The following is a 22706-nucleotide window of genomic DNA, read 5'->3' as shown; positions in this document are numbered from 1 at the left end:
TAATTAGTTTGTGATGTTTTTCCATTTGCCTTGGGCAGATACGACCAATTGGCCGTCAATGAGTGCAGCGATATCGCCATTTCCGGAGATCAGCAGCTCGGATGCGCTATCCGAAACGGTCTGAACGAGCTTGCTTGTGCCGGAAGCGCCGTCGATTTCATAAATTGCGTTTGTGCTGTTGCCGTCAGCTGTTAGCAGGTACAATTTGCTGCCGCCTTGAACGAGTTGGTAAACGTCCTTGTCAGCGAACGACGGTGTGCTTGCTTTGCCAGCCGTATCGATAGTAACCAGTTGCCCAACGCTTGCTTCATCGGAGCTTACGCTGACATAGCTGACTTTGGAGCCGTCTGCCGCAAGTTTCAGGAATACTTTATCTGCCGTGTCTTTTGTAAGTTGAACGGGCTTGTTATCTGCTGCAGCCGTGTTATAGAAGTAGATTTGCGGCTCAGTGCCTGTGGCATCGATAGCGACATCATCAAGCTCAACGTCAATGCTGCTGTCGGCAGTTACTTTGGGCTGTTTGAACACATAGAAAGCAACCTGTTTGCCGTCTGCGGATACTTCAAGGTTTCCTTTGTAATCCACCTTGTCCTCCAGCACTTTTGTGACGCTGCCATCCGCTAGGGATACCTTTGCGATGACGGAGCTTTTGTCGCCTTGCAGGAAGAAGAGGGAAGAGCCGTCTTTCGAGTATTGCAGCTCGTTTTTGATGGAGCTATCCGTGCTTACTTGCTTCGTTTGCTTCGTGCTAAGCTCGATAGTAAATACTGCGCCGTTCGCATCGGAGTAAGCTACGCTTTTGCCATCTGGAGAAAGGACAAGCTCAGACGTGTCAGAGGAAGCCAGCAGCAGCTCGTATTTGCCAGTTGCTGCATCGACCAGAAAGTCCTCGCGTCCTTCGCCGGCAGAGTTGGAAACGATCAGCTGGGAGGAATTTGCCCAAATGGCATGCTCGGCACCGTCAAGCAGTTCTACCACGCTGATGGTGTTGTTTTCATAAGTCCCGCCAAGTGCTTGAACGAAAGCGGCTGGCTCGATAAAGGTTGCATAGGCAACTTCCTTGGCAGGGTGCTGAAGAGCGGTTACTGTTCCATTAACCGTAAGGGTTTTGGAAGCTGCTTTCAGCTTCAAGGTGTTGTCGCGGAATTTTACAACAACCGTATGGTCACTGTTAATGTGAAGGGTAGCGCCAATGGCATTGGTGATGTCGCGAACGGAAGCGAGCGTGACGCCGCCGTCTACAATCGTACGAATGGAAACCGGGTTTGCATTAACGAAAAAGTTGGATTGGCTGATTTGTACAGCTTGCTTGCTAGCTGCTGTTTGTGCGAATACCGGAGTCACTGCGGATGCGCTGATTGCTGCTGCGATCATGGAGATTACCATTGCTTTTTTCATTTGCATGGAATAGGGTCACCTTTCTCAAATGGGTATTTTTTTTTATAAACCGAATGTCCGACGGCCTTGGTCGGTATGTATACTTGGCTTGATCCCTCCCAGGCAGTGTTAGTTCGGAACGTTTCATCGGTGAGTGATTCATTTCTACTAGATCATAACAACGATTTATTATCCCATTATTTAGAAATTGTATAGAGATTGTAAATGATAGGGTCAAAAGGACCAATCTGAGCTGTTCTATGAAAAGAGAAATTTCCCCCTGAATCAGAAGAAAGTGCACCGCAGACTGATTTGAAGGAGGACTATAATGAGGGTATGACGCTAATTTATTCACTTGCGGGAGGACGAAGCAATGAACATTTCAATCGGAGGCTATTCATTCAATAACACGTACTTGGAAGGGAAGATGGATGTATTCGGTTATTTAGAGACGGTCAAGTATCGCTATCGCATGGATGTGGTTGATTTGTGGAACGGTTTTTTTATCGACCGGAGCAGCAAGCCAATTATGAAGCTAGCGGATGAAAGCTATATTCGTAAAATACGTGAGGCGCTAGATGAGAAGGAAATGCGCGTCGTTAACTTTGCTATCGACGGTGCCCATTTGTGGGATCCAAACGAGGATATGCGTAAGCAGCTGTACGACAATGCCCTTCTGCATTTGCGGGCATCCGTCATTTTGGGTGCGGAGACGGTACGGATTGATACAGGCGGCAGCTATGAAAACTTTGAACAGATGGGCGAGGAGCAGTTCGAATATACGGTAAAGCGCTATCGTGAATTTTCAGACTACGCACGCGAGCATGGCTTTCTCTTGGGTCCTGAGAATCATATGGGAGCATCGCTCAATCCGAATGAGATGAAACGCCTGGCAGAGGCGGTCGATCATCCTTCATTTGGTTTTCTCGTACACTTGGGGCGCTGGAAGGAAAATCAGGCGGAGGGCGACAGCATCGTTGCGCCATGGGCCTATCATACTCATTTTGACGAGGAGACGGCTGACGGCGAGCATGCGGTGTCTACCATTCATATGCTTCGGGAAGCCGGCTATAAAGGTTACTTTGGCGTAGAATATAACGCTCCTGGCAACCAATATATAGAGACGGAGCTGCTGATCTCCAAGGTGAAGAAAATTTTAGTGGACGCAAGCCAGTCCTCCGGCAGAGGAGAGCAGGAACATGAATAACATTCGAATTGGAATAATCGGAGTCGGGCAAATTGGCAAAATGCACATTGAGAAGTATAAGAACATCGCCGGAGCCGAGCTTGTTGCGGTGTGCGACGTTAATGAAGCGGAGGCGAAGCGTGTTGCTGAGCTGTATGGCATTCCGCATGCCTATGCGGACTTTCGGGAGCTGCTGCAGCATGAAGGGCTGGATGCGGTGGATGTGTGTTTGCACAATAATTTTCACGCTCCGGTGACGATAGCGGCTCTTGAAGCGAGCCTCCATGTCTATTGCGAAAAACCGATTGCGGGTACGTATACCGACGGAAAAGCGATGGTTGAAGCGGCAAAAGCTAACGGCAAGAAATTGCATGTTCAGCTCTTTACGTTATATGGTAAAGACACGAAAGCCGCAAAAACGTTAATTGACGACGGCATGCTGGGCAAGCTTTATCATGCGCGCTCGACGGGCTTTCGCAGAAGGAACCGTCCCTTTGTGGATGGGTATGGCACGCCCTATTTCACGCGCAAGGAGACAGCAGCAGGAGGAGCCTTGCTGGATATGGGCGTCTACCATATTGCTCAGCTGCTATACCTGCTAGGCAACCCGCAGGTGGACAGAATATCGGGCAAGCTGTATCAGGAGACGGATATGCTGCCGGAGCGCAGAGAGCAAAGCGGCTTCGACGTGGAAGAGCTGGCGGCAGGCTTTATTCGTTTTTCGGGCGGTTTAACGCTGGATATTGTAGAAGCCTGGGCGATTCATATGGGCGGCTTTGAGGGAAGCAGCATCGCGGGCTCCAAGGGCGGAGTGCGGCTTCCGAATGAGGCGGCTGGGGCTGCGGCCCAGCCGTTCAGCTTCCATAGCACCGTTTGCGATATGGATATGGATAGTACGATTGATTTGGATATGATGGATTTGCGCAGGCACCGGCTGTATGAGCATGAGGATGCGTATGCGTCTTCGCAGCATCATTGGGTTGCTGCGCTGCAAGGAAGAGTGCCGTTATTGCCGACAGCGGAGATCGCGCTGAATACTATGCTAATAAGCGAAGGCATCTATATGTCAGAGGAGCTGGGACGGGAAGTCAGCGCAGAGGAAGTCGTGACGCGCTCCCGAACGTCTGCCGTGCTGCTTTAGAAATTTGTAACGGTTCGGCAACAGCTCTGGAGGCAGGATGAAGGACAGGATATGAATCATACTAAATCGTTTCAGATGATCAAAGCGTTCAATTTTTTTGTATATGGCGCAATTGCCGTCTACAGTACGTTCTTTGCGTTATATTTGCAATCGATCGGCATGTCAACGCTGGAGATCGGCGCATTGATGGCCGTCGGACCAATGGTCTCCATTATTGCGAATCCGTTATGGGGCTATTTAAGCGACAGGCTCCGCAATGTCAGGCTTATTCTGATCATTATGCTCGTAGGAAGCATGCTCATCATGCAGCTTGTCTTTTTATACCAATCCTATACGATGATTTATGCGAGCATGCTGTTCTTTTTCTTTTTTCAAATGCCCTTATTTTCGCAAACGAACAGCCTGATCTTAAACAGCATTGAAGGAACGAAGCATAACTTTGGCGCGTTTCGGTTGTTCGGCTCGCTCGGATGGGCGCTTATGGCGGTTATAGCAGGTCCTGTTATTGGGCAGATTGGGATTGAGCGGCTATGGGTCATCTATACGGTGATGATGCTTATTTCACTGGGATTTGCACTTACGCTGCCAAGAGGCGAGGCCAAGGGGGCCGCGCCAGCAGGCAAGGTGAATTACCGCTCTATGTTTCGCAATCGTTATTTCTTGCTGTTCTTGGTCATTGGCCTAGTTATTTCGATTCCAAATTCGATGAATACGACATTTATTTCGCTTTATATTAGAGAAATGGGCGGGGAAGCTTCCATGATCGGCTGGTCGGCCTTCTGGTCATCCATCTTTGAAATTCCCGTATTTCTGCTGCTTGATCGTTATTTGAAAAAAAATACACGGACGATGGTTCTTTGCCTCATCGTGATCAGCGGCTTGTTCGCGCTGCGCTGGCTCCTGATGTCCAATGCAGACAGCGCGGTGCAAATCATTTACATTCAGGCGCTGCACTGCATTACGTTCGGCGGCTATTATTACATTGGCACGCAGTTGACTGTCCTGCTCGTGCCTGCTGAATTCAGAGCCTCGGGCCAGGCTCTTTATGCGCTGACTTGGGGTGGCTTGTCCGGAATTGCGGCGGGCATTGCGGGAGGCTGGCTATTTGAGCAGTCGGGTCCGCAGGCGATGTATCAGTTATGCGGTATGCTTGCTTTGGCGGGAACGGTCGGGTTTTCTTTGCTATATTTCCGCTTGCGCAAAGGTGTCCGTCGGTCGGAGGGGATGAGTACGGGATTGTGAGGTCTGCAACCTTTTGCGAGGCAGCGCCGTTCTAATAGGAGAACGGACAAAACCAATCAGAAGAGGTGGACGACCATGAAGAAACGTATAACGACATCCATTGCAGCGGTCGCTGTCATGCTTTCTGCAACTATTGCTACACAAGCCTTTGCAGCAGCTCCATTTAGCGATATTTCTAGCTTAAGCAGCAAAGCGAAGATTGAAGCCCTGCAGCAACAAGGCATTATCAAGGGAGTGAGCGATACGTCATTCAACCCGGAAGATAACCTGACCGCCGCACAAGGCATTTCCTTAATCGTTAGAGCAACGCAAATTAGCCTCGCAGCCATTGATTTCTCAAGCGCGCCAACTGCGGACGGTTTTTATACAAAAGTAAACAACGACGCGTGGTACGCGGAGGATTTTGTTATTGCCCACTATAACGGCCTGGATATTCCAGCCGATATTGATCCGAAGGCACCGCTCACCAAGGAGCAGTTCACGCATTATCTCGTACAGGCTCTTGAGCTGACAGGCCAGTACCCGACGATTAAAATGTTCATCCAAATTCAAGATGAGAAGTCGATCACGGTTGACTACCAAGGTACGATCCAACGTGCGCTTCTGTACAAAATCGTATCCCTGGATGAAGCAGGCAACTTCGATCCAACGCATGTACTGACGCGTGCCGAAGCGGCAGCGATCCTGTATGATACACGCAGCTTCATTGATGCGCACAAGGACGATGTTGCTCCAGACCCGGTTGAGCCGGAAACAACGGCTTAAGTTTTGTTAAGATGCATAGCAGTCGATCGGACTATTCCAAGTCTGGTTGGCTGCTTTTTGTTGTAAAAGCCTTAGCCTTCACGTTGTGGGAGGGGGAGCGGCTGTAAACACTTCATTTCACTCTATTCGATCTAGCGCATCTTAATAATCCAGAAGGCGGCCATTATCATGCCACTGGCCATACATTTTATTTTCTTTCGTGTTTGCTATAAATTTGTCTAATCTATCCTTAAATAATTCTGGCTGATGTTTATTGCTTTGAATCGTGTCGATTCGAACTCTTTGATAAAGAGCTGGAAACGCCAAGAAATTCTCGTATACCTGTGTATCCTCTTTTAGCCTTTGCTCGATCACCGTATCTATTTTAAAAGAATCATGACTCATATCTGGAAGCGCCTTTCTTCCTTCATTCGTCATCAACCCTAATTTTTCCAAGCGGCGGACACGCTCTTTATTCAATTCAGTCCAATTGCTTTTTTTGCTTCTTGGGGACAGTCTCTGCGCGAGCCCGGTTTCAGATATTTTCTTCTTAACCCCGTCGATCCAACCGAAGCATAAAGATTGTTCCACCGCGTCCAAATACAGCAACGAGTCTGGTTTTGGCGCCATGCTCACGACGACCCAACAAGATGTTGCTATCTTGCTATTCTCTTGCAGCCAATCCCTTAAATCCTCTTTCGATATTGCAGTAAATAGATTTTCAATGTCCATAATTAAGATACTTTCTCCTTTCTCGGTATGGAATGTAATTCTGATGCTTATAGACGATAAGGCTAGCTTAGCAATTAAGCCCAGTTCTCTCAAGAGAACTGGGCAGCGTTTATTTTGGAGGTTAATATTTAATGACCTTAGAACGCGTGCTAAGCCTATTGCCGATTCATGAATAACCCACTATTTCATAATGACAAGAATTATGCTAATGATCAAACCGGACAGTGAGAAGTAGCTGCCGCTAATCAGTCCGTACAAAAGCGGTCGAGGCATGTTTGGATTGATTGCCGTATTGACAGTCGTTGAGGCCAACAAGCCGATACCGACAATGACACCGAAGAGGATAGCATCAACAAGGGTTTCGATATTTAAGGCATAGATCAAAACGGCCATGGTGACTGTCGTTATTAAACCGCACACAAAAGGTCCTGCAATAAATAGGGGGGCTGGCTTTTCAGCAGGTTTGCCTTCTCTTCCTAGCGCAAAGGCGTAAGCTTTTCCGAAAAACACAGTAAACCAAAGTCCTCCCAATACAGCGGAAGCTAATGCAGCTAATAATACTGCAATCCAGTTAATCTCTTGTAGTACATGAAACATCATTTTTCTCCTATTCGATAAAACGTATTTTTATTAACAGTAGCAGAGGTTTAATGAGGAATTGATCGATTGATTTTGCAGGTCAATCTTTACTTAGTCGGTTCTTGATACCAAAAAAGCGAATAGTCGTTCATAGTGGACGCGTGGCCGAGCTGGCGCAACATTGTAGACACATTGCCCCTGTGATAGGTCCCGTGATTGACCAGCTGCAGCACAATTTCTGATAGCCGCGTTTGGCGGGCTCCTGCGAACGGATTATCAAGCAAAGTCGTTTGCTCTAAATTGGGATTGCTCCTGAACCATTCTCTGAATTGATCGGATAACTCGGCATAGATATTGGAATAGTCATCTATGGATGGCAGGATGCTTTCATTTAGCGGTATGCATGCTTGGAACGCCTCTGGCATACCCGTACCTGTCAAAACCAGATACCACATCTTATCAACCGCATAGATATGGCTCAGTGCATGGGCGATGGTGGGAAATGAGCTGTTCACTTCTTGGCTCAGCACGGAGGACGGGAGTTCCTTGATTCTCCCCAGGATGGTTTGGCTGGCCCAGGTGTGGTATTCAAACATTTGTACCGGATGATTCGACATTCATAACGTCTCCTTTTGGCTTCTCATGAGTTTGTTTTGGTATCTGTTGTAATCATAATAAAAGAAGTATGACAACAGTCTGTCATACTTCTTCATAGAGTTTGAGCGTATTTGAAAGCTGTTCTTTTAAAATGGCTCGCAGCGGAGAGGGCTCGAGGACTTCGGCGCCGCTGCCAAAACTCAGCAGAATGGACCAAAGCCAGCGTGCCTCCAGCGGTTTGTAAACCGGAATTCGCAGCGTCACGCTTCCATCGGCCAGAAATTGCTTATCCACCTGGTGAAACTGATCCATAGCCTCTGACAGAGCCTCAGGTCCCACCCTGACCACCACATCCTGTATTTGATCCTGCCATTCCTTGTTTGAACGACGCCCCTCTTCCGGCACCTCATGATGTGGCTGAAAGGTATCCTGTGTCAGAAACAAATTGAGTATTCTTGATAGCCGGAATTCCCGATAATCCTGCCTAGTTCGGCAATAACCATACACGTACCAATTGCTATATTTAAAATGAAGCCTAATCGGTTCCAAATCACGGGATGTCCGTTCATTTTTTGCATTGATGTAATCAAAGCGGACGATATTTCGCTCCTTAATGGCCGTTCGTAAATAAGGAAGCGCTTCGGGATCAGTACGACGGGTTTCAAAGTCTACCGATAGAATCGGTGTTTGATGTTCAGGCCCGATCGTTTGCAATCGTTCAATGGTTCCTTGCGCACGCTCGTCTTCAAATACGGAGGAGAGGCTGCTAAGCACAGTGATTAGGGAATCAACATCATATGAACCGAGCAAGCTTCTATCCATTTTATATCCGTCCATCATGCCATATCCGCCATTCATTCCCTGATAAGAGATGACCGGAAAGCCGGCTGCACAGATGACATCGATATCCCGATAGATGGTTCTTTGAGAAACTTGGAACTCTTCTGCTAGCACGGAGGCAGACAGAACTTCGTGATTAAGCAGCTTGTAGATCATAGAAATCAATCGTTCCAATTTCATAGGTATCCCCGCCCGTTATTCCATTTCGTTTAGTGGGCATTATTATATCACAAATTTTGTTTTAGCTAGTCTTGGCGTTGGTTATTGTCCGAGCATAACGATTATTCCAAGGGGAGTAATAAGAATTAAAAGAGTAATCTTTATTTATAACATACCTATTTATAAAAAATCAATAAAAAACGAAAAAAAGCCTTGAAATATTTTCGCGGCTGTAGTATCTTCTGTATAGGAAATTATTTGGGGAGGTGAACGATAATGGAAAAAATGGCAATGCAAATGATGATGAACATGTGCATGGAAGAAATGATGTGCAAGATGAAATCCATGAAGATGATGATGGACATGATGATGGAAATGAACATGATGGACAGCATGGATATGAACATGATGATGATGAAAATGCAAGAATGCGACGAGATGTCCACGATGATGATGAAGATGATGCGCGACATGGAGCAAGTATCGATGTAACATGATCTATGAATCTGGCCATTCATAGAAAGTAGAATCTAGATACGTGGGCAGAGCAGTTCGCTGCATGCCATTCCTCAATGCAATATCCTACATAGCTAAGCAGAGCAGATCACTGCATGCCGGCTTTTTTTTATTTTCAGAGCTTTTCGGCTAGGCGGCAATGAATTTGATTCCATGACCCCACAATCCCTCATTAGGATGCATAGTGAGCCTTCAGCTTGCTAGCGATCATAACCCTCTGAAGCTTGAATTCCCATACCTTTTCTCTAAGCTGCTTCTGCTGCTGCTCCGAATGCTGGGCGTCGCGAAGCTGTTCGTATATATCAAGCATTTTACGATTAATTTGATCAAAACGCAGCCATAGGTCCACGCGGATGCCATGCTCGATTTCGAGACGGATATGGTTGTCTTTCGCATGCAAGGTTTGGAGGATTTGCTGCTGCCATTCGGTATCTCCGACGGTTACGGCAAAGTTGTAAAGATCCAAATAATCATCAACCCATTTTGCTGCAATTTGTTTCTCGGAATAGGTCATGCCGGTCAGCTCCAATCTCCGTAATGTTTCTATACCTAGTATTATACTCGGAATTAAAGGGATTGCAAGCGAATAATTTCAAAATCGAAATAAAAGCCGATTCAATCCGCACTTGTTAAAGGGGAATTGCTCCGGCTTTGGCTTTGAAAGATTGAGGCAGAAGGAACGTGGGATCCATTACGGGCTCTTATGAGCGGCAAATACAGCGAACCCCATGTTTTTATAAACACAATCGCTTTGGGCAAAGCCCGCCTCGCGCAGCCAGTCGAGCTGGTCCTGCACCGTGGCATTTATATCGACTTTACGGCGTTCAATAGAGGCTTCAATGGCTTCAGCAGGCAAGCCGCTTTGCCAGATGGCTTTTTTCCATTGGGCCATGTAATAATCCTCCCAATATGCCGACGGGCCTGCTGCCTGATCAGCGTTTACGAATAGGCCTCCGTCGGCTAGCAGCCCGTGGATAGTCCGGAATAGCGCGCGCTTAGCGGGATGAGTCAGGTGGTGAATGGATAGGGAGGAAATGACGGCATCGTACATCTCCGTATAAGGATATATGGAATAATCGGCCGTGATGTAGCTGACGTTAGCATCCTGCTCGAAGCGGGAGCGGGCTCCCTTCAGCATTTCCTCGCTGAGATCGATGAGCGTAAGGGAAGCGCTTGGATATTTGCTCCGTAGGAAAGAGGAGAACAGCCCGGTGCCAGCCCCTAGGTCCAGAATGCGCGGCGTGTTGCTCTCACATTTAACCATATCGGTTGCGATGCCGTAAAAATCATCAAAGCAAGGGATCAATTGGCGGCGCTGGCGGTCATATTGTGGCGCGACGGCATCGAAATGTTTTTTGACGATATCACTCATAAGTAGGCCTCCTCGAATCTTTGATAAGTGTGGATTGTAATCTATTCCGCGTGAAGTTAAGTTGTATGTTACAGCTCTGGCCTTCATAATGGAAATATATAAAACAAATAAACTTTATAGCTTATAACTATGAGTGATTCGGCTTTTATTAACAAAAAAATGGGTATTGCATATCCGTGTTTTTGATGTTATCATTGGTAAAAATTTTAACAATTTAGTTGATATGCAATGACAAGCTGAATAGCTTTTATATTCGAAGACGAGAAAGAGTACGTTATGGGCCTGTTCGAACAGAGAGTTGGGGGAGCTGAAAACCAACGTTCAGGCGCTAGCGGAAAGCCATCTCCGAGAAGCAGGCTGAACGAGAGTAAGCTCTGCCGCAATTCCAGCGTTAACGGGAACATGTATTGATGGATACATGAGCAGAGTGTCGCGCTTCGGCGTGGAACTAGGGTGGTAACACGGGTGGAGACTCGTCCCTTTACAGGGATGGGTCTCTTTTTTTGTTTTCAAATAACCTTTTTTTAGGAGGAACAGCAATGAAAACATGGTCAATGAGCGAGATGATCTCGCCAATGGTGAAGCAAATTCCGCCCTCGGGCATCCGAAAGTTTTTTAGCCTAGCGGAAGGGAATAAGGACATTATCTCCCTTGGAGTCGGAGAGCCTGACTTCGTGACACCGGAGCATGTTCGGGCTGCTTGCGTCCGAGCACTCGAGCTCGGAAAAACCACCTACACGCCGAATGCAGGGCTGCTGGAGCTGAGAGAAGAAATTGCCGGCTATTTGTACAATAGCTTTCAAGTGAAATACGAGCCCTCCAATGAGATTATCGTGACCGTAGGGGGGAGTGAGGCGATCGATCTGGCGCTGAGGGCTCTTATTGCGACGGGGGATGAGATCATCGTTCCAGTTCCGAGCTATGTGGCTTATTCGCCGATTGCCCAGTTAAACGGGGGGAAGGTCATTGAGGTTGAAACGTTTGCGAAGGACGATTTCAAGCTGACAGCGGAGGCATTAAAGGCCGGGCTTACACCACGCTCCAAGATATTAATCATTAACTATCCTAGCAACCCAACGGGAGCAATGATGACCTATGAGGACTGGCTGCCCATTGCTAAGATCGTTGAGGACAACAACCTGATTGTCATCTCTGATGAGATCTATGCTGAGCTTACCTATGACAGCAAGCACGTCAGCTTTGCAACACTGCCGGGCATGAAGGATAGAACGCTGTTAATTAGCGGATTCTCGAAAGCATTTGCCATGACCGGTTGGAGAATCGGTTACGCTTGCGGGAATCAGGAGCTGCTTGGGGCGATGCTGAAAATCCACCAATATACCGTTATGTGCGCGCCGATCATTGGGCAGATCGCTGCAATTGAATCGCTGCGGAACGGTCTCGGGGAAAAGGATAGGATGATGGAATCCTATAACCAGCGGAGACGGATGTTTGTAAAGGGATTGAGGGAGATCGGCTTGCCCTGCCACGAGCCTCGCGGGGCGTTCTATGCTTTTCCCTCGGTTGCGCATACCGGGCTTGATTCCGACTCCTTCGCACAAAAGCTGCTGTTTGAAGCGGGGGTAGCTACCGTTCCAGGCCATGTGTTTGGCCAAGGCGGGGAAGGCTTTATCCGCTGCTCCTATGCGTCCTCCGTGCCTAGGCTGACGGAGGCGCTGGAGCGCATCGATCGCTGCTTGCGCGCGTTATAGAAGGAAGAAATATAAAGAAGGGAGTCGGAGGACTCCCTTCTAGAAATCTCTATTCATCTCCGGAGAAATAGATGAGGATGGAGGTGCCTTCACCGATAGCAGAGCGAACCTCTATGCGGCCGCCATGCGCTTCCACGATCATTTTAGCAATACTCATGCCAAGGCCGGAGCCATCGCTGGATTCTTCCGTGTTCGTGCCGCGGTAGTAGCGTTCAAACAGATTGTGGATGGTTTCGTCATCCATGCCTCGACCGTTATCGGAAACGCAAATATAGGCTTCGTCGTTGACCATTCCGCAGGCTGCCGTAACCGCGACGCCTGGCGGATTATGCTTAACGGCGTTGGAGAGCAAATTGTCCATGAGCCGCTGCAGCCATTTCTCGTTGCCGAGCACGGGTATGGGCTGCTCCTCCCCTTCGTATTGAAAGTCGGCTTCGGATAGCGTGGCGTCATTCACATATTTCAGGACGGCTCTTCTAACGAGCTCGCCAAGCTCAAGCTCTTTCCTCTCTATAAGCTCGGCGCTTTGCTTTAATTGAAAAATTAGCGAGAAATCAGACATCAGCTCCAGCATATAACCGCTTTTCTCGCGGATCATTTTCCCCATATCCTGAAGCTCCTCCGCGCTCCAGTGCGCGGGTGAATTTTCCAGTATATAGCCATAGCCCTGCACGGTGGACAGCGGAGTCCGCAAATCATGCGAGATGCCGCTCATCCATTCTTCCCGCGTTTTCTCCAACTGCAGCCGATCCTTTTCCGTTTGGGCGAGTCGTTCGGCCATTTGGTAAAAAGAGCCGATGGCTTCGCGGTAGAGACGGTAACGGATGCGAAGCTTGCCGTTGCGGCGGAAAACTCTTCGGCGGTCCTTGGGCGTTAGCACCTCATCATAGAGACCTCTGCCCATTCGCTCAAACCACCCCACAAACAGCATGAGGGGCTGGCCATAACGGATGCCATGCCATATGGAAATCGCGAGCGAGAGGAGTAGGATCGAACCGCCCATCCAAATAAAGACGCGAATAATTTCTTTGAAGACGGGCTGCTTTGCAAAGGTTCCCGGTGCATTTGGCGTATGCATAATCCAGGTCAGCTTGCTTGCGGGCGGCTGGTACACATAAATATTCGTATCGTAATTGCGAGGCTTTTGCTGCATGATCAGAACTTCCAGCGGTTCGTATTCATTGACGGCCGAAGCTTGATCGCCAATCATTTGAACGTTGTCGCCCGCTTGATCAACGATAAGCAAATAGCTGCTTGTTTCACGGAGCTCAGCGATAAGGGCATCACGGTGCGCGGGGCTGACTAAACCGTTTTGCTGATAGGCATTATACCAGCGCTCAAGCTTCTCCTGCTGCGGGCTCTTATACCCAAGAAGGAACAGGTAGGGGCTGCTGTAGCTTTGATCGAGCTGATTATCCACAAAATAGTCTCCATATTTGCCCGATTGCTGAATGGCTAGGAGCTGGGTAACCGAATAAGACATAGGCTGATCGCTATCGGTATTGGCGCTATAGATCACATCGCCCTTGGTATCTACGACCTGTAGCCACATGCCTTGCTCCTCTATGAGCGTTCGCCAGCGATTGGACAGCTTGATATTGCTATCGTCAAATAAGGTTTCCGTTACAATTGAGCTAAGTGCGCCGGCGGGAAAGCTGCTCCTTAAATCTTCGTTCATGATTTTGCTGATCAGGATAAAAAGCAATATGCACATGGCTACGAAAATGAGAACGGAATATATAATGAGCTGGTATGTGAAATGGAAAGCCATTCGCCGCTGAATCTTCATAAGCCGGTAGGATCCTTTGCCAGTTTGTAGCCTAATCCGCGCACGGTAAGCAGATGGGTCGGCATGCTAGGATCATGCTCGATTCGTTCCCTGATCCGCCGGATATGGACCATGACCGTATTGTCGTCGCCAATCCCGTCAATTCCCCACACAGCCTCATAAAGCTGCCCTTTGGAGAAGACGATTCCGGGATTTTTGCAAAAAAAGAGCAGAAGCTGGAAAACCTGTGCCGGACACGAGACCGGCTGCCCGTCGACAAGCAGCTCGCCTGCGGCTTCGTTCACTTGAAAGCGCCCGAAGCGGAATATAGGCTGCGCCGCAGCGGTGAACAAAGAGGAGGCGCCAGGAGCTTGGCCGCTTTCATCCCTGCGGCGAAGCCGCGCCTTAATGCGTGCGGCAATCTCTAAAGGATTAAACGGTTTGGTTATATAATCGTCGCCGCCCAGCGCGAAGCCCGTCAGAACATCCAGATCGGAAGCTTTGGCGGTCAAAAATAAAATATGAGGATTGCCCAGCTGCCTAATCTGGGAGCAAAGCTCGAATCCGCTGCCATCGGGCAGCATCACGTCAAGCAGCACGATGTTGGCCCCGTGCTTGGCTATCGTATCCAGTGCTTCCCGGCAGGTTCCGGCTGTATAAATGTGCTGGAAGCCTTCTTTCTGAAGCACGAGCTGCAGCATTTTCACAATCGACGGTTCATCATCAACGATAACAATCGTATCTCTATTCATAATTATCACCCGCCTTCATGCTAGCATATAAACCTTAACAGCAGTTGAACAAATGGCAGGAAAATTAAGTTTCTGTTTCAGTTCCGTTTGTAAGTCGTTTAACAGGAGCCGCTATGATTGTAAACAAAGGGGTGATAGCTGTGGTTAACGCCATAGAAACAGGAAGCCGGATTCGCATAATGGATGCTATCAGAGGTTTCAGCTTGCTGGGCATATTGATCGCTAATATGCTCATTTTTCAATACGGTATCTATGGCAAAGAGGAAATGCAGCATTTTAACCCAACCAGGCTCGATCATGTGATGCACCATGGACTTCAGATTATCGTAGAAGGCAGCTTCATGCCCATCTTTATGTTTCTGTTCGGATACAGCTTGGTTAAGCTGCGCGAATCGCTTGTGGCGAAGGGGCATAAACCAGCGGGGCCATTCATTCGCCGTTTTCTGATGTTGATGGGGCTGGGACTGCTGCATAGTATATTTCTGTGGGAGGGCGATATTTTGCTGGCTTATGGGCTGGCGGGCTTTTGTTTGCTGCTGTTTGTGAAGCGGACGCCGCGGACGCTGGTCATTTGGGGAATCATCTTGAGTGTGCTCATGGCAGGCATCAGTTATGGCTCGGAACAAAAAGAACCGAAAGCCGAGCAGCGCATGCAGGCGTATGTGGAAAAGTCGATTACGGTCAATGGGGAAGGAACCTACAAGGAAATTATGGATTTTCGCCAAAAGGAAGATCCGCTTGATCTTCCAGAAGCGCTCCTATTCTTCGTTTTACTGTTAATGCCGTTAATCCTGCTGCCGATGTTTTTGCTTGGCATAGCGGCGGCGAAGAAACAATGGTTTCACAATCCGAAGCGGGAGCGGCGAAAATATAGCTGGGCAATGGCGATATTTCTGCCGATTGGCCTTGCGACGAAGAGCGCGGCCGTTCTCCTGCCGGAAGGGAAATGGAATCTACTGCTGCTGACGGCAGGCGGACCTTTGCTGGCGCTGGGGTATATTTTTGGACTTGCGCTCTTGCTGTCTTATCTTTCCAAAAGCTCAAAAATCATTATGGCGTTTGAAGCGGTAGGACGGATGTCCATGACGAACTATTTAATGCAGACAGTCATTAGCACCACGATCTTTTATGGCTACGGGCTGGGCTGGTTTGGCAAAATCGGCGTATTAAATGGTTTACTTCTTGCGCTGCTTATTTATGCCTTGCAAGCTGTAGTATCCAGCTGGGTTTTGCGCAGGTTTAAAAATGGCCCGTTCGAGCGATTGCTGCGGATGTGGACGTATTGGTCCTTCAGCGGCAAAACAAGGAGCGGACGGAAGCTCTCCGATACGCCCGGAGTAAATACGGGAGCATAGCGCTGTGTTAAGTCCTGACCGGATTGCACAAGTTGACGGTTGGGTTGAAGGTTGGCTGCTGGTGAATGCTTGGTTAGAGAGGTTACTCTGACGTAAGGTAAGAATCTGGCTACAAAGGTGAACACTCCGTTTCTTCAGAACGATCTTTTCGCATCGCTTAGACATCGTTTCTTTCCGTTCAACTTTTATATGTAAAAAAGAACCTGGGATCATAACGAAATGAATGGTTTTCATCCGTTTATTGGGTCGACAACAGAAGGATTATGATTTAGAAGAGGGAAATCCTCCCGCTAATATAGCGTAAACTGTTGGGCTAATGAAATAGATGGAATTCCTCCCGCTAAAATAGCGTAATACGCCGGGCTGATGAAATAGAGGGAATCGTTCCCGTTAATTCAACCGTTTCATGCCAATTTAGGCATGATACATGGAATTAAAGGGAAAAATTCCAACTAAATACCCCGAAAGTCCAATATTCATTGAAATAGAGGGAGGATTTCCAGCTAAATCGAAGGGCGAGAAATCATAAACGAAAATGATAAAAGATAGAACGGAAAAACAGAATAAGAAAAGGAAAAGGAAAAGGTAAAGGTAACTGTAAGGGTAAAGGAAAAGCGTGAAAAAGTAAAAATATGAAAAAAGCAAAATCATGAAAAAAGTAAAACAGCCAGCCAAGAATATGGATCTATTCGCATGAGAAGTGGTTATGTTGTTAAAGTGTATTTTACATACCTATTTGCGTTGCTTATCTATCTTTTGAGGAAAGTGGACTTAAAGGTAGGGCAGAGCAAGGCCCACTGTTCATCTGCTTCCATCACTTCTCCCCTGGCGGACCAAGCCTCCGCCCAAATCGTCCCAGCGCCATGCAATGTCATGCCCGTGAAGATGCAGTCCGCCAAACCACTCGTCGATCCCTTGAATCGCAATGCGATCCGCCGCTCCATTCAGCACCTCATTCCCAAGCTCGGTCAGATGGACTGGATGGTTCAGAAACTCCGGCATGTTGCTCGGATCCAAGCTGGTCTTAGACCCATCAATACTTAGCAAGGGATGCTTGCCATGTGCTAAAGCACGGATGACTTTCCAGTATTCGATATCGCCCATGCCGAGCACATGCAGGCTATCAGTTACTTGACGGAACAAGGCCAATGGCGTGTTCGCGCCATTGCGAACGGCTTGACACGTGGTCTGTTCCACAAGGCCGAGGCCATTCCGCTTCGAGGGCAGCCGCTGGAGATGCGCGCTGAAGGCATCAAAGGCAAAAGGGAGGCCGGATGCCGTCAATTCTTCCTTCTTATTTTTCAGCAGCTCAGCCATTTGAACAGGTTCAGGTGAGGCGTAAGCCTGCCAAAGCTCGCTTCCGAGCTTCATTTCTCGCTGCCCAATGGTCCGCCAGGTTCCGGATAATGTCTGAAGCTGTGCCGGAGTGAGCTGCCCTAGGCCGTGAAATCGTTCGATTCCGGGAAACTCCCCAATACAGAGCAGACTCAGCTTCGTATGGCCTAGTTCCTGCTGTTTGAACCAGTGGAGCAAATAAGCGAGCATGCTCTGGTCAAACAGGTCATGCTCAAACCACAGCACGACTTCATTGTACTTGGAAAATTCACGAAGTTTCTGTTCTTGTTCCTCGCAGCCTGCTATGAATTCACCAGAGTGAATGCCCATCGTTTCTTCGAGCACACGGGCCCTCAGCGGCCGTTCATAAGCTCCAGCTGGATTTTCAAAGATCGGCCCTGCCGGATAAATCTCTCTCCATACAAGCACATCACCCTTTACAACGCCTAGCTTCAACTTCTCGCCTACCACATCACCGTTAACAATATGCAGCATGCTCGGCCTCCTTCATACATAGGGTTGAGCACTGGCAGCCAATAGCTTGTCTTTCAGCTTTTGACGGGCATTGTGCTGCCAGTACGCGCCATCCCGCAAAAATTTCTTTATCATACTTATGTATCACAAAAATTCCCCTAGTGCCATCTCTTACTATCTGTTGCAGCAACGGTGCAAGGCATACTCCTAAAGAAAAACGTCCTAAAGCCATTATATCGGCATTAGGACGTTTTTCGACTTGACTATTCCCGAATATTGCCCGCCTGCTTAAGGCGCTCAGCAATAGCTTTGAATTCTTCAGCTGAGATGCCGGGAGCAAACTCTTCTTCTGCGGCAGGCGCTTCTGGAATTGGATAACCTTGCGGCACTCCTTGGATGACTTCCAGCGGCAGATCGTCCTCAGGGTGAGTCCCTTTCCAGATCTGATCGATCGCGGTAAAGTCGCTGTCGCTATACGTATATAGCTTGGTATGCACGCCTTTCTCCTCGTATTTCCTTGCCTCGTTAAATGCTTTATTGCTCAAAGAAGGGATCGGAACCAGCTTCGTTACATTAACTCCGGTTGCAATTTCGAGCGCTTTGGCATAAGCGACGACATGAACGCCTCCTCGTACTAGCAGATAACCTACGACGGCGCGTGCGGCAGGGTGATCCGTCATTTCATATACTTTCATCTTATGTGTCCGTGCGCCGCATTCCAGGAAGAAGTTGTGAAGCAAGTCCTCCACCAGGTTTCCGCTATTAAACACATGAGCGCCCGTCCAAGGATTGCCCATGGAATCGAATGGCATCGCGCCTTGGGCGCCAGCCAGAAAATGATAGGACAGCCGGTTATCCTTTGCTGCGCCGAGCGGCGTTGCTTCGGGTTCTTTATAGGTAGTCGAGCCTCTCAGACATTTATTGATCGCATGTGATACCAGCTCGACATGGCCAAGCTCTTCGGCGGTTATGCTCATCACTAAATCATAGAAAGGCTTAAGCTTTTCTTTGGAGCGGAAATTAAAAGATTGATACAAGTAATTGTTTAACGTTGACATTTCTCCGAACTTACCGCCTAGCAGCTCCTGAATGGCAGCTGCGCCGTTTGGGTCCGGCTTTTCGACATCTGGTATTTCAATTAAGATTTCATCCATGCGCTTGAACATTATTTTCTCAACCTCCTAAGTTCCCGTTAGTCTCTCCCAAGCTAGTCATACTTAACCTTTCGTTGTTAACCATAAATTCGTAAAAAAAGGATGCGGAATTAAAGGGAAGATCGGATTATCGAAATGAATATGCTGTAAACGTTCCATTTTAAGGCGTACTTGTGTTATTTTTAAAGGAATCATAGCCCATTTATTTAGAAGAAGGAGCGATACATATGTCAGCACAGTCAAAAGAATGGATTTTACACTCGGTTATTTTCAGCCTGAAGCATGAGAAGGGTTCGGAAGCGGAACGTCAGTTTTTGGAGGATGGTAAGCGTATTCTTGCCTCTATTCCAACCGTGACGAATTTTCAAGTGTACAAGCAGGTTAGCGCGAAAAATGACTACGACCACGGCTTCGCGATGGAGTTTGCCAATCAGGCTGATTATGACGCTTACAACGAGCATCCGCTGCATGTACAGTTCGTGAGTGAGCGCTGGGTGACGGAAGTCGAAAGGTTTCTTGAAATCGATTACGCTAAATAGCGTAATCATTGAAGAAAACTGCAAAACGGCTTATAATTAGCGATATATACAGAACAAATTCAAACAAATACGAACATAATGGGAAGAGGGACTTACGGATGAAAAAGCTTAGAGTGCTGCAGCAGCTGACGGAGGCTGGCGTTGTAGCGGTATTGCGCGCGGATTCGCCAGAGGAAGTCGTGGAAATGTCGCGCCGTGCGATCAAAGGCGGAATCAAAGCTATCGAAATTACGATGACGGTACCATTTGCGCTTCGAGCAATCGAGCAGCTTGCCAAAGAATATTCCAGCGACGTATCGCCGGATGCAGATAATTTTGCAATTATTGGCGTAGGTACGGTACTTGATCCGGAGACTGCGAGAGCAGCGATCTTGGCGGGCGCTGAATATGTGGTGTCGCCGGCGCTTAACCCGGATACGATCAAGCTCTGCAATCGTTATTCCATTCCGATTCTGCCAGGCACGATGACGATTCATGAAATACAGACGGCACTTGAGCTGGGCGTAGATATCGTTAAGCTGTTCCCGGGCAATCTCTATTCCCCGAATGTAATTCCTTCGATTAAAGGACCTTTGCCGCAGGCAAACGTTATGCCGACTGGCGGCGTTTCGCTTGATAATTTGAAGGATTGGATCAAGGCCGGCGCGGTTGCGGTGGGCATTGGCTCCGACTTGACGAAGGATGCTGTGAAAACCGGCGATTTCTCGCTTATCGAGAAGAAAGCTGCTGCGTATATTGCGGCATACCGCGAAGCAAAAGGATTGTAGCCTGACAGCCTGATAGAGAGGAAACCGCTCTGTCAGGCTTTTTTATGCATGAACAGAACCCGAGGAGGTAATTGCAGCCATGATTAACCGTGACCAAATTCGTATTCGCGACCCTTACATATTCGTAAATGAACAGGAAAAATGCTATTATCTCTACGGGACGACGGACAGTAACGTCTGGTCGGGTCCCGGCACCGGCTTCGATACTTACAAAAGCTCGGATCTTGAGCAATGGGATGGCCCTTATCCGGCTTTCAGGCCAACGCCGGGTTTTTGGGCGGATCATCATTTTTGGGCACCGGAAGTGTATTTTCATCATAATCGCTATTATATGTTCGCTTCATTTAAGTCAGAGGACAAGCGGCGTGCTACGCAAATTTTGGTGTCGGACAGTCCAAAGGGGCCGTTTGAGCCGCTTAGCAGCAAGCCGATTACGCCTGCCGAGTGGGAATGCTTGGATGGCACGCTTTATATCGCTGAGGACGGTACGCCTTGGATGGTATTTTGCCAAGAGTGGGTGCAAGTGAGAGACGGCAAAATGTGCGCGGTTCCGCTTGCGCCGGATTTTAGCGAAGCGGCAGGAGAGCCCATTACGCTGTTCACGGCTTCGGAAGCTCCTTGGGCAGTAGCCGGCGGGGATGAGAAGGACGTTTATGTAACGGATGGCCCGTTCTTGTTCAAAAATAAAGAAGGCGAGCTGCTTATGATGTGGTCAAGCGGTTCGAAGAATGGCTATGCGATCGGGATCGCCCGCTCGAAGAACGGACAGATCGAAGGGCCCTGGACGCAGGACGAAGAAACGTTGTTCCCGGAGGACGGCGGACACGGGATGCTGTTCCGCTCATTCGAGGGCAAGCTTATGCTTGCGATGCACACCCCAAACCATCAGCCAGAGGAACGGGCTGTATTTATTGAAGTGGAAGAGAAGAACGGCACGCTGCGGAGGAAAGAATAGCAGCGTACGCTGTAGGAGGAACATGCAGCGCATGACGGTTATTTTGAAGATGGGATGGATTGTATGAGATCTGCAATTATTGAAGACATGCTAACGATCGTCTCGCGCAATATTTATGATTCGGCTACGCAGGTGATGAGCACGGCCAGCAGTATCATTCAGGCCAATACGTTCTGTATTGCTATAAATGATCGAATGACGACTACGGTTCTTAGATCCTATAACCGCGAGGAAATGATTTTGGCGGAAGGGCTGGTTGTCGACAATGAAGAGTCCTATTGCCATTTGGTCATTGAGAAGTCGCAAGGCCCTCTAATTATAGAAAATAACCTAACTCATCCGCTTACAAGAGACATGGATGCAACAAAGCTGGTGGGCGGCTGCTCGTTCATGGGCGTGCCTATCGTGAAACGAGGCGGGGAAGTATACGGCTCATTGTGTGCGTTTGATCAAAATTTTTATTCTTATGATGAGAAGGAAATTGCGTTTATGATTTCCCTGGCGGCGTTTTTTGCCAATGTGCTGGAGCTTGAGGATACGGTGGGCGCATTACAAAATGCGAATTTGACCATATGCGATTTGGCAGAGGAGAAGGCCCATTTGCTTGCGGTGATGAGCCATGAGATTCGGACGCCTCTGAATGGCATAATCGGAATGATTGATTTGCTCCAATCCACGGAATTAACGGAGGAGCAGCGGAATTATATCCGTATTGCGCAAGCAAGCGGGGACTCGCTTCTAAAGCTGCTGAATGATATTCTCTCCTTCTCCAAAATTGAATCCGAGCATCCGCAAATTAGCGATGAACCCTTTGCCTTTCGTCCGAGCCTAAAGCAAGCGCATGACCTGCTGCTGCATGATGCGGTGAAGAAAGGCATTCGGCTTGAAGTGGACGTATGCTCAGCGATGCCAGACATTATCGTAGGTGACGTTAATAAGCTGCAGCAAATTATCATTAATCTAATTAGCAATGCGATCAAGTTCACGGATGATGGGGAAATAACGACCACCGTCGAATTGCTGGAATCGGAAGTAGGTTTGCCCCGGATGCTGGTGACGGTCAAAGATACGGGTACTGGAATTGACCAGCAGCAGCTCAATCGCTTGTTCAAGCCGTTCTCCCAATTGCATACGTCTGCCAAGAGGGAAGAATATAGCGGCACGGGTCTCGGATTATCCATCTGCAAAAAACTTGCGGAGCAGCTTGGAGGAAGCATTTGGCTCAAGGAAACCAATGAACGAGGCACCAGCTTCGCTTTGGAATTGCCATTTGGCGTTCATGAGGCATCTGCATGATTCCTTGCCGCTAAATTGTTTAGAAATCGTGAACGCCGACACAATTCTTCTGTCCGATTTCGCCCGCTTTGCTTGATTCTGGGTTGGAATAGCGTTATAACAGAAGCAGGGTCA

General features: G+C 48.3%; 22 protein-coding genes and 1 other annotated feature. Of the genes, 11 read left to right on the top strand and 11 right to left on the bottom strand.

Going from position 1 to position 22706, the window contains the following annotated elements; all coding sequences use genetic code 11:
- Positions 1–3 precede the first annotated feature (3 nt).
- Entirely contained in the window at positions 4–1404 is a 1401-nt protein-coding gene (locus FJQ58_RS06910) for a stalk domain-containing protein (RefSeq protein ID WP_139991689.1), read from the bottom strand.
- Positions 1405–1750: 346 nt separating this feature from the next.
- On the opposite strand from FJQ58_RS06910, the gene FJQ58_RS06905 reads away from it, so the two are divergent.
- From FJQ58_RS06905 to FJQ58_RS06890, 4 genes are all read left to right on the top strand, one after another.
- Complete coding sequence (locus FJQ58_RS06905; protein WP_139991688.1) at positions 1751–2584, top strand: sugar phosphate isomerase/epimerase family protein; 834 nt, start codon at positions 1751–1753, stop codon at positions 2582–2584.
- Positions 2577–3704, top strand: a complete 1128-nt coding sequence (locus tag FJQ58_RS06900) for a Gfo/Idh/MocA family protein (RefSeq protein WP_139991687.1) — start codon at positions 2577–2579, stop codon at positions 3702–3704. The genes FJQ58_RS06905 and FJQ58_RS06900 overlap by 8 nt, the downstream gene beginning before the upstream one ends.
- A gap of 51 nt (positions 3705–3755) precedes the next feature.
- Positions 3756–4946, top strand: coding sequence for an MFS transporter (locus tag FJQ58_RS06895; RefSeq protein ID WP_139991686.1), 1191 nt, complete (start codon positions 3756–3758; stop codon positions 4944–4946).
- A gap of 75 nt (positions 4947–5021) precedes the next feature.
- Positions 5022–5711 carry an S-layer homology domain-containing protein gene (locus tag FJQ58_RS06890; protein WP_139991685.1) on the top strand — a complete coding sequence of 230 codons (690 nt, stop codon included), beginning with the start codon at positions 5022–5024 and terminating at the stop codon, positions 5709–5711.
- Between the two features lie 141 nt (positions 5712–5852).
- On the opposite strand, the gene FJQ58_RS06885 is transcribed toward FJQ58_RS06890, so the two are convergent.
- From FJQ58_RS06885 to FJQ58_RS06870, 4 genes are all read right to left on the bottom strand, one after another.
- A complete protein-coding gene (locus tag FJQ58_RS06885; RefSeq protein WP_139991684.1) occupies positions 5853–6422 on the bottom strand; it encodes a YdeI/OmpD-associated family protein in 570 nt (189 codons plus the stop codon).
- A 180-nt stretch (positions 6423–6602) separates the two neighbouring features.
- Positions 6603–7019, bottom strand: a complete 417-nt coding sequence (locus tag FJQ58_RS06880) for a DUF1761 domain-containing protein (protein ID WP_139991683.1) — start codon at positions 7017–7019, stop codon at positions 6603–6605.
- A gap of 89 nt (positions 7020–7108) precedes the next feature.
- Positions 7109–7618, bottom strand: coding sequence for a DinB family protein (locus FJQ58_RS06875; RefSeq protein WP_139991682.1), 510 nt, complete (start codon positions 7616–7618; stop codon positions 7109–7111).
- 82 nt (positions 7619–7700) lie between these two features.
- On the bottom strand, positions 7701–8618 hold the full coding sequence (locus FJQ58_RS06870) for a helix-turn-helix transcriptional regulator (protein WP_139991681.1): 918 nt from the start codon (positions 8616–8618) through the stop codon (positions 7701–7703).
- 255 nt (positions 8619–8873) lie between these two features.
- Between FJQ58_RS06870 and FJQ58_RS06865 the strand changes: the two genes are divergently transcribed.
- Positions 8874–9089 carry a hypothetical protein gene (locus FJQ58_RS06865; RefSeq protein ID WP_139991680.1) on the top strand — a complete coding sequence of 72 codons (216 nt, stop codon included), beginning with the start codon at positions 8874–8876 and terminating at the stop codon, positions 9087–9089.
- Positions 9090–9285: 196 nt separating this feature from the next.
- On the opposite strand, the gene FJQ58_RS06860 is transcribed toward FJQ58_RS06865, so the two are convergent.
- Complete coding sequence (locus FJQ58_RS06860; RefSeq protein WP_139991679.1) at positions 9286–9627, bottom strand: hypothetical protein; 342 nt, start codon at positions 9625–9627, stop codon at positions 9286–9288.
- A 177-nt stretch (positions 9628–9804) separates the two neighbouring features.
- The gene (locus tag FJQ58_RS06855; RefSeq protein ID WP_139991678.1) at positions 9805–10485 is read right to left on the bottom strand and encodes a class I SAM-dependent methyltransferase; all 681 of its coding nucleotides are present in this window, start codon (positions 10483–10485) and stop codon (positions 9805–9807) included.
- 247 nt (positions 10486–10732) lie between these two features.
- Positions 10733–10969 (top strand) — a binding site (T-box leader).
- Between the two features lie 55 nt (positions 10970–11024).
- Between FJQ58_RS06855 and FJQ58_RS06850 the strand changes: the two genes are divergently transcribed.
- Positions 11025–12197 (top strand): aminotransferase class I/II-fold pyridoxal phosphate-dependent enzyme, encoded by a 1173-nt coding sequence (locus FJQ58_RS06850; protein WP_274382319.1) that lies wholly within the window; start codon positions 11025–11027, stop codon positions 12195–12197.
- A 49-nt stretch (positions 12198–12246) separates the two neighbouring features.
- Here FJQ58_RS06850 and FJQ58_RS06845 read toward each other — a convergent pair whose 3' ends face one another.
- Both FJQ58_RS06845 and FJQ58_RS06840 read right to left on the bottom strand, forming a co-directional pair.
- Entirely contained in the window at positions 12247–13986 is a 1740-nt protein-coding gene (locus FJQ58_RS06845; RefSeq protein WP_139991677.1) for a sensor histidine kinase, read from the bottom strand.
- On the bottom strand, positions 13983–14717 hold the full coding sequence (locus FJQ58_RS06840) for a response regulator transcription factor (RefSeq protein WP_139991676.1): 735 nt from the start codon (positions 14715–14717) through the stop codon (positions 13983–13985). The genes FJQ58_RS06845 and FJQ58_RS06840 overlap by 4 nt, the downstream gene beginning before the upstream one ends.
- Positions 14718–14830: 113 nt before the next feature.
- Here FJQ58_RS06840 and FJQ58_RS06835 point away from each other — a divergent pair, with 113 nt between their 5' ends.
- Positions 14831–16072: a DUF418 domain-containing protein gene (locus tag FJQ58_RS06835; protein ID WP_139991675.1), complete on the top strand. Its 1242-nt coding sequence runs from the start codon at positions 14831–14833 to the stop codon at positions 16070–16072.
- 801 nt (positions 16073–16873) lie between these two features.
- Here the strand turns inward: FJQ58_RS06835 and FJQ58_RS06830 are convergent.
- Positions 16874–17902 (bottom strand): DUF1835 domain-containing protein, encoded by a 1029-nt coding sequence (locus FJQ58_RS06830; protein ID WP_139991674.1) that lies wholly within the window; start codon positions 17900–17902, stop codon positions 16874–16876.
- 242 nt (positions 17903–18144) lie between these two features.
- On the bottom strand, positions 18145–19047 hold the full coding sequence (locus tag FJQ58_RS06825; protein WP_139991673.1) for a manganese catalase family protein: 903 nt from the start codon (positions 19045–19047) through the stop codon (positions 18145–18147).
- 215 nt (positions 19048–19262) lie between these two features.
- Between FJQ58_RS06825 and FJQ58_RS06820 the strand changes: the two genes are divergently transcribed.
- The 4 genes from FJQ58_RS06820 to FJQ58_RS06805 all read left to right on the top strand — a co-directional run bounded on the left by FJQ58_RS06820 (position 19263) and on the right by FJQ58_RS06805 (position 22592).
- On the top strand, positions 19263–19574 hold the full coding sequence (locus FJQ58_RS06820; protein WP_139991672.1) for a Dabb family protein: 312 nt from the start codon (positions 19263–19265) through the stop codon (positions 19572–19574).
- Positions 19575–19672: 98 nt separating this feature from the next.
- Positions 19673–20341, top strand: coding sequence for a bifunctional 2-keto-4-hydroxyglutarate aldolase/2-keto-3-deoxy-6-phosphogluconate aldolase (locus FJQ58_RS06815; protein ID WP_139991671.1), 669 nt, complete (start codon positions 19673–19675; stop codon positions 20339–20341).
- Between the two features lie 79 nt (positions 20342–20420).
- Positions 20421–21296, top strand: a complete 876-nt coding sequence (locus tag FJQ58_RS06810; protein ID WP_139991670.1) for a glycoside hydrolase family 43 protein — start codon at positions 20421–20423, stop codon at positions 21294–21296.
- Positions 21297–21359: 63 nt separating this feature from the next.
- The gene (locus FJQ58_RS06805) at positions 21360–22592 is read left to right on the top strand and encodes a GAF domain-containing sensor histidine kinase (RefSeq protein WP_139991669.1); all 1233 of its coding nucleotides are present in this window, start codon (positions 21360–21362) and stop codon (positions 22590–22592) included.
- Positions 22593–22706 lie beyond the last annotated feature (114 nt).

It is taken from the genome of Paenibacillus paridis (assembly GCF_006345825.1).
GTDB lineage: Bacteria > Bacillota > Bacilli > Paenibacillales > Paenibacillaceae > Pristimantibacillus > Pristimantibacillus paridis.
The sequence above is the reverse complement of the archived record's forward strand: the minus strand, read 5'-3'. Positions and strand labels throughout refer to the sequence as shown.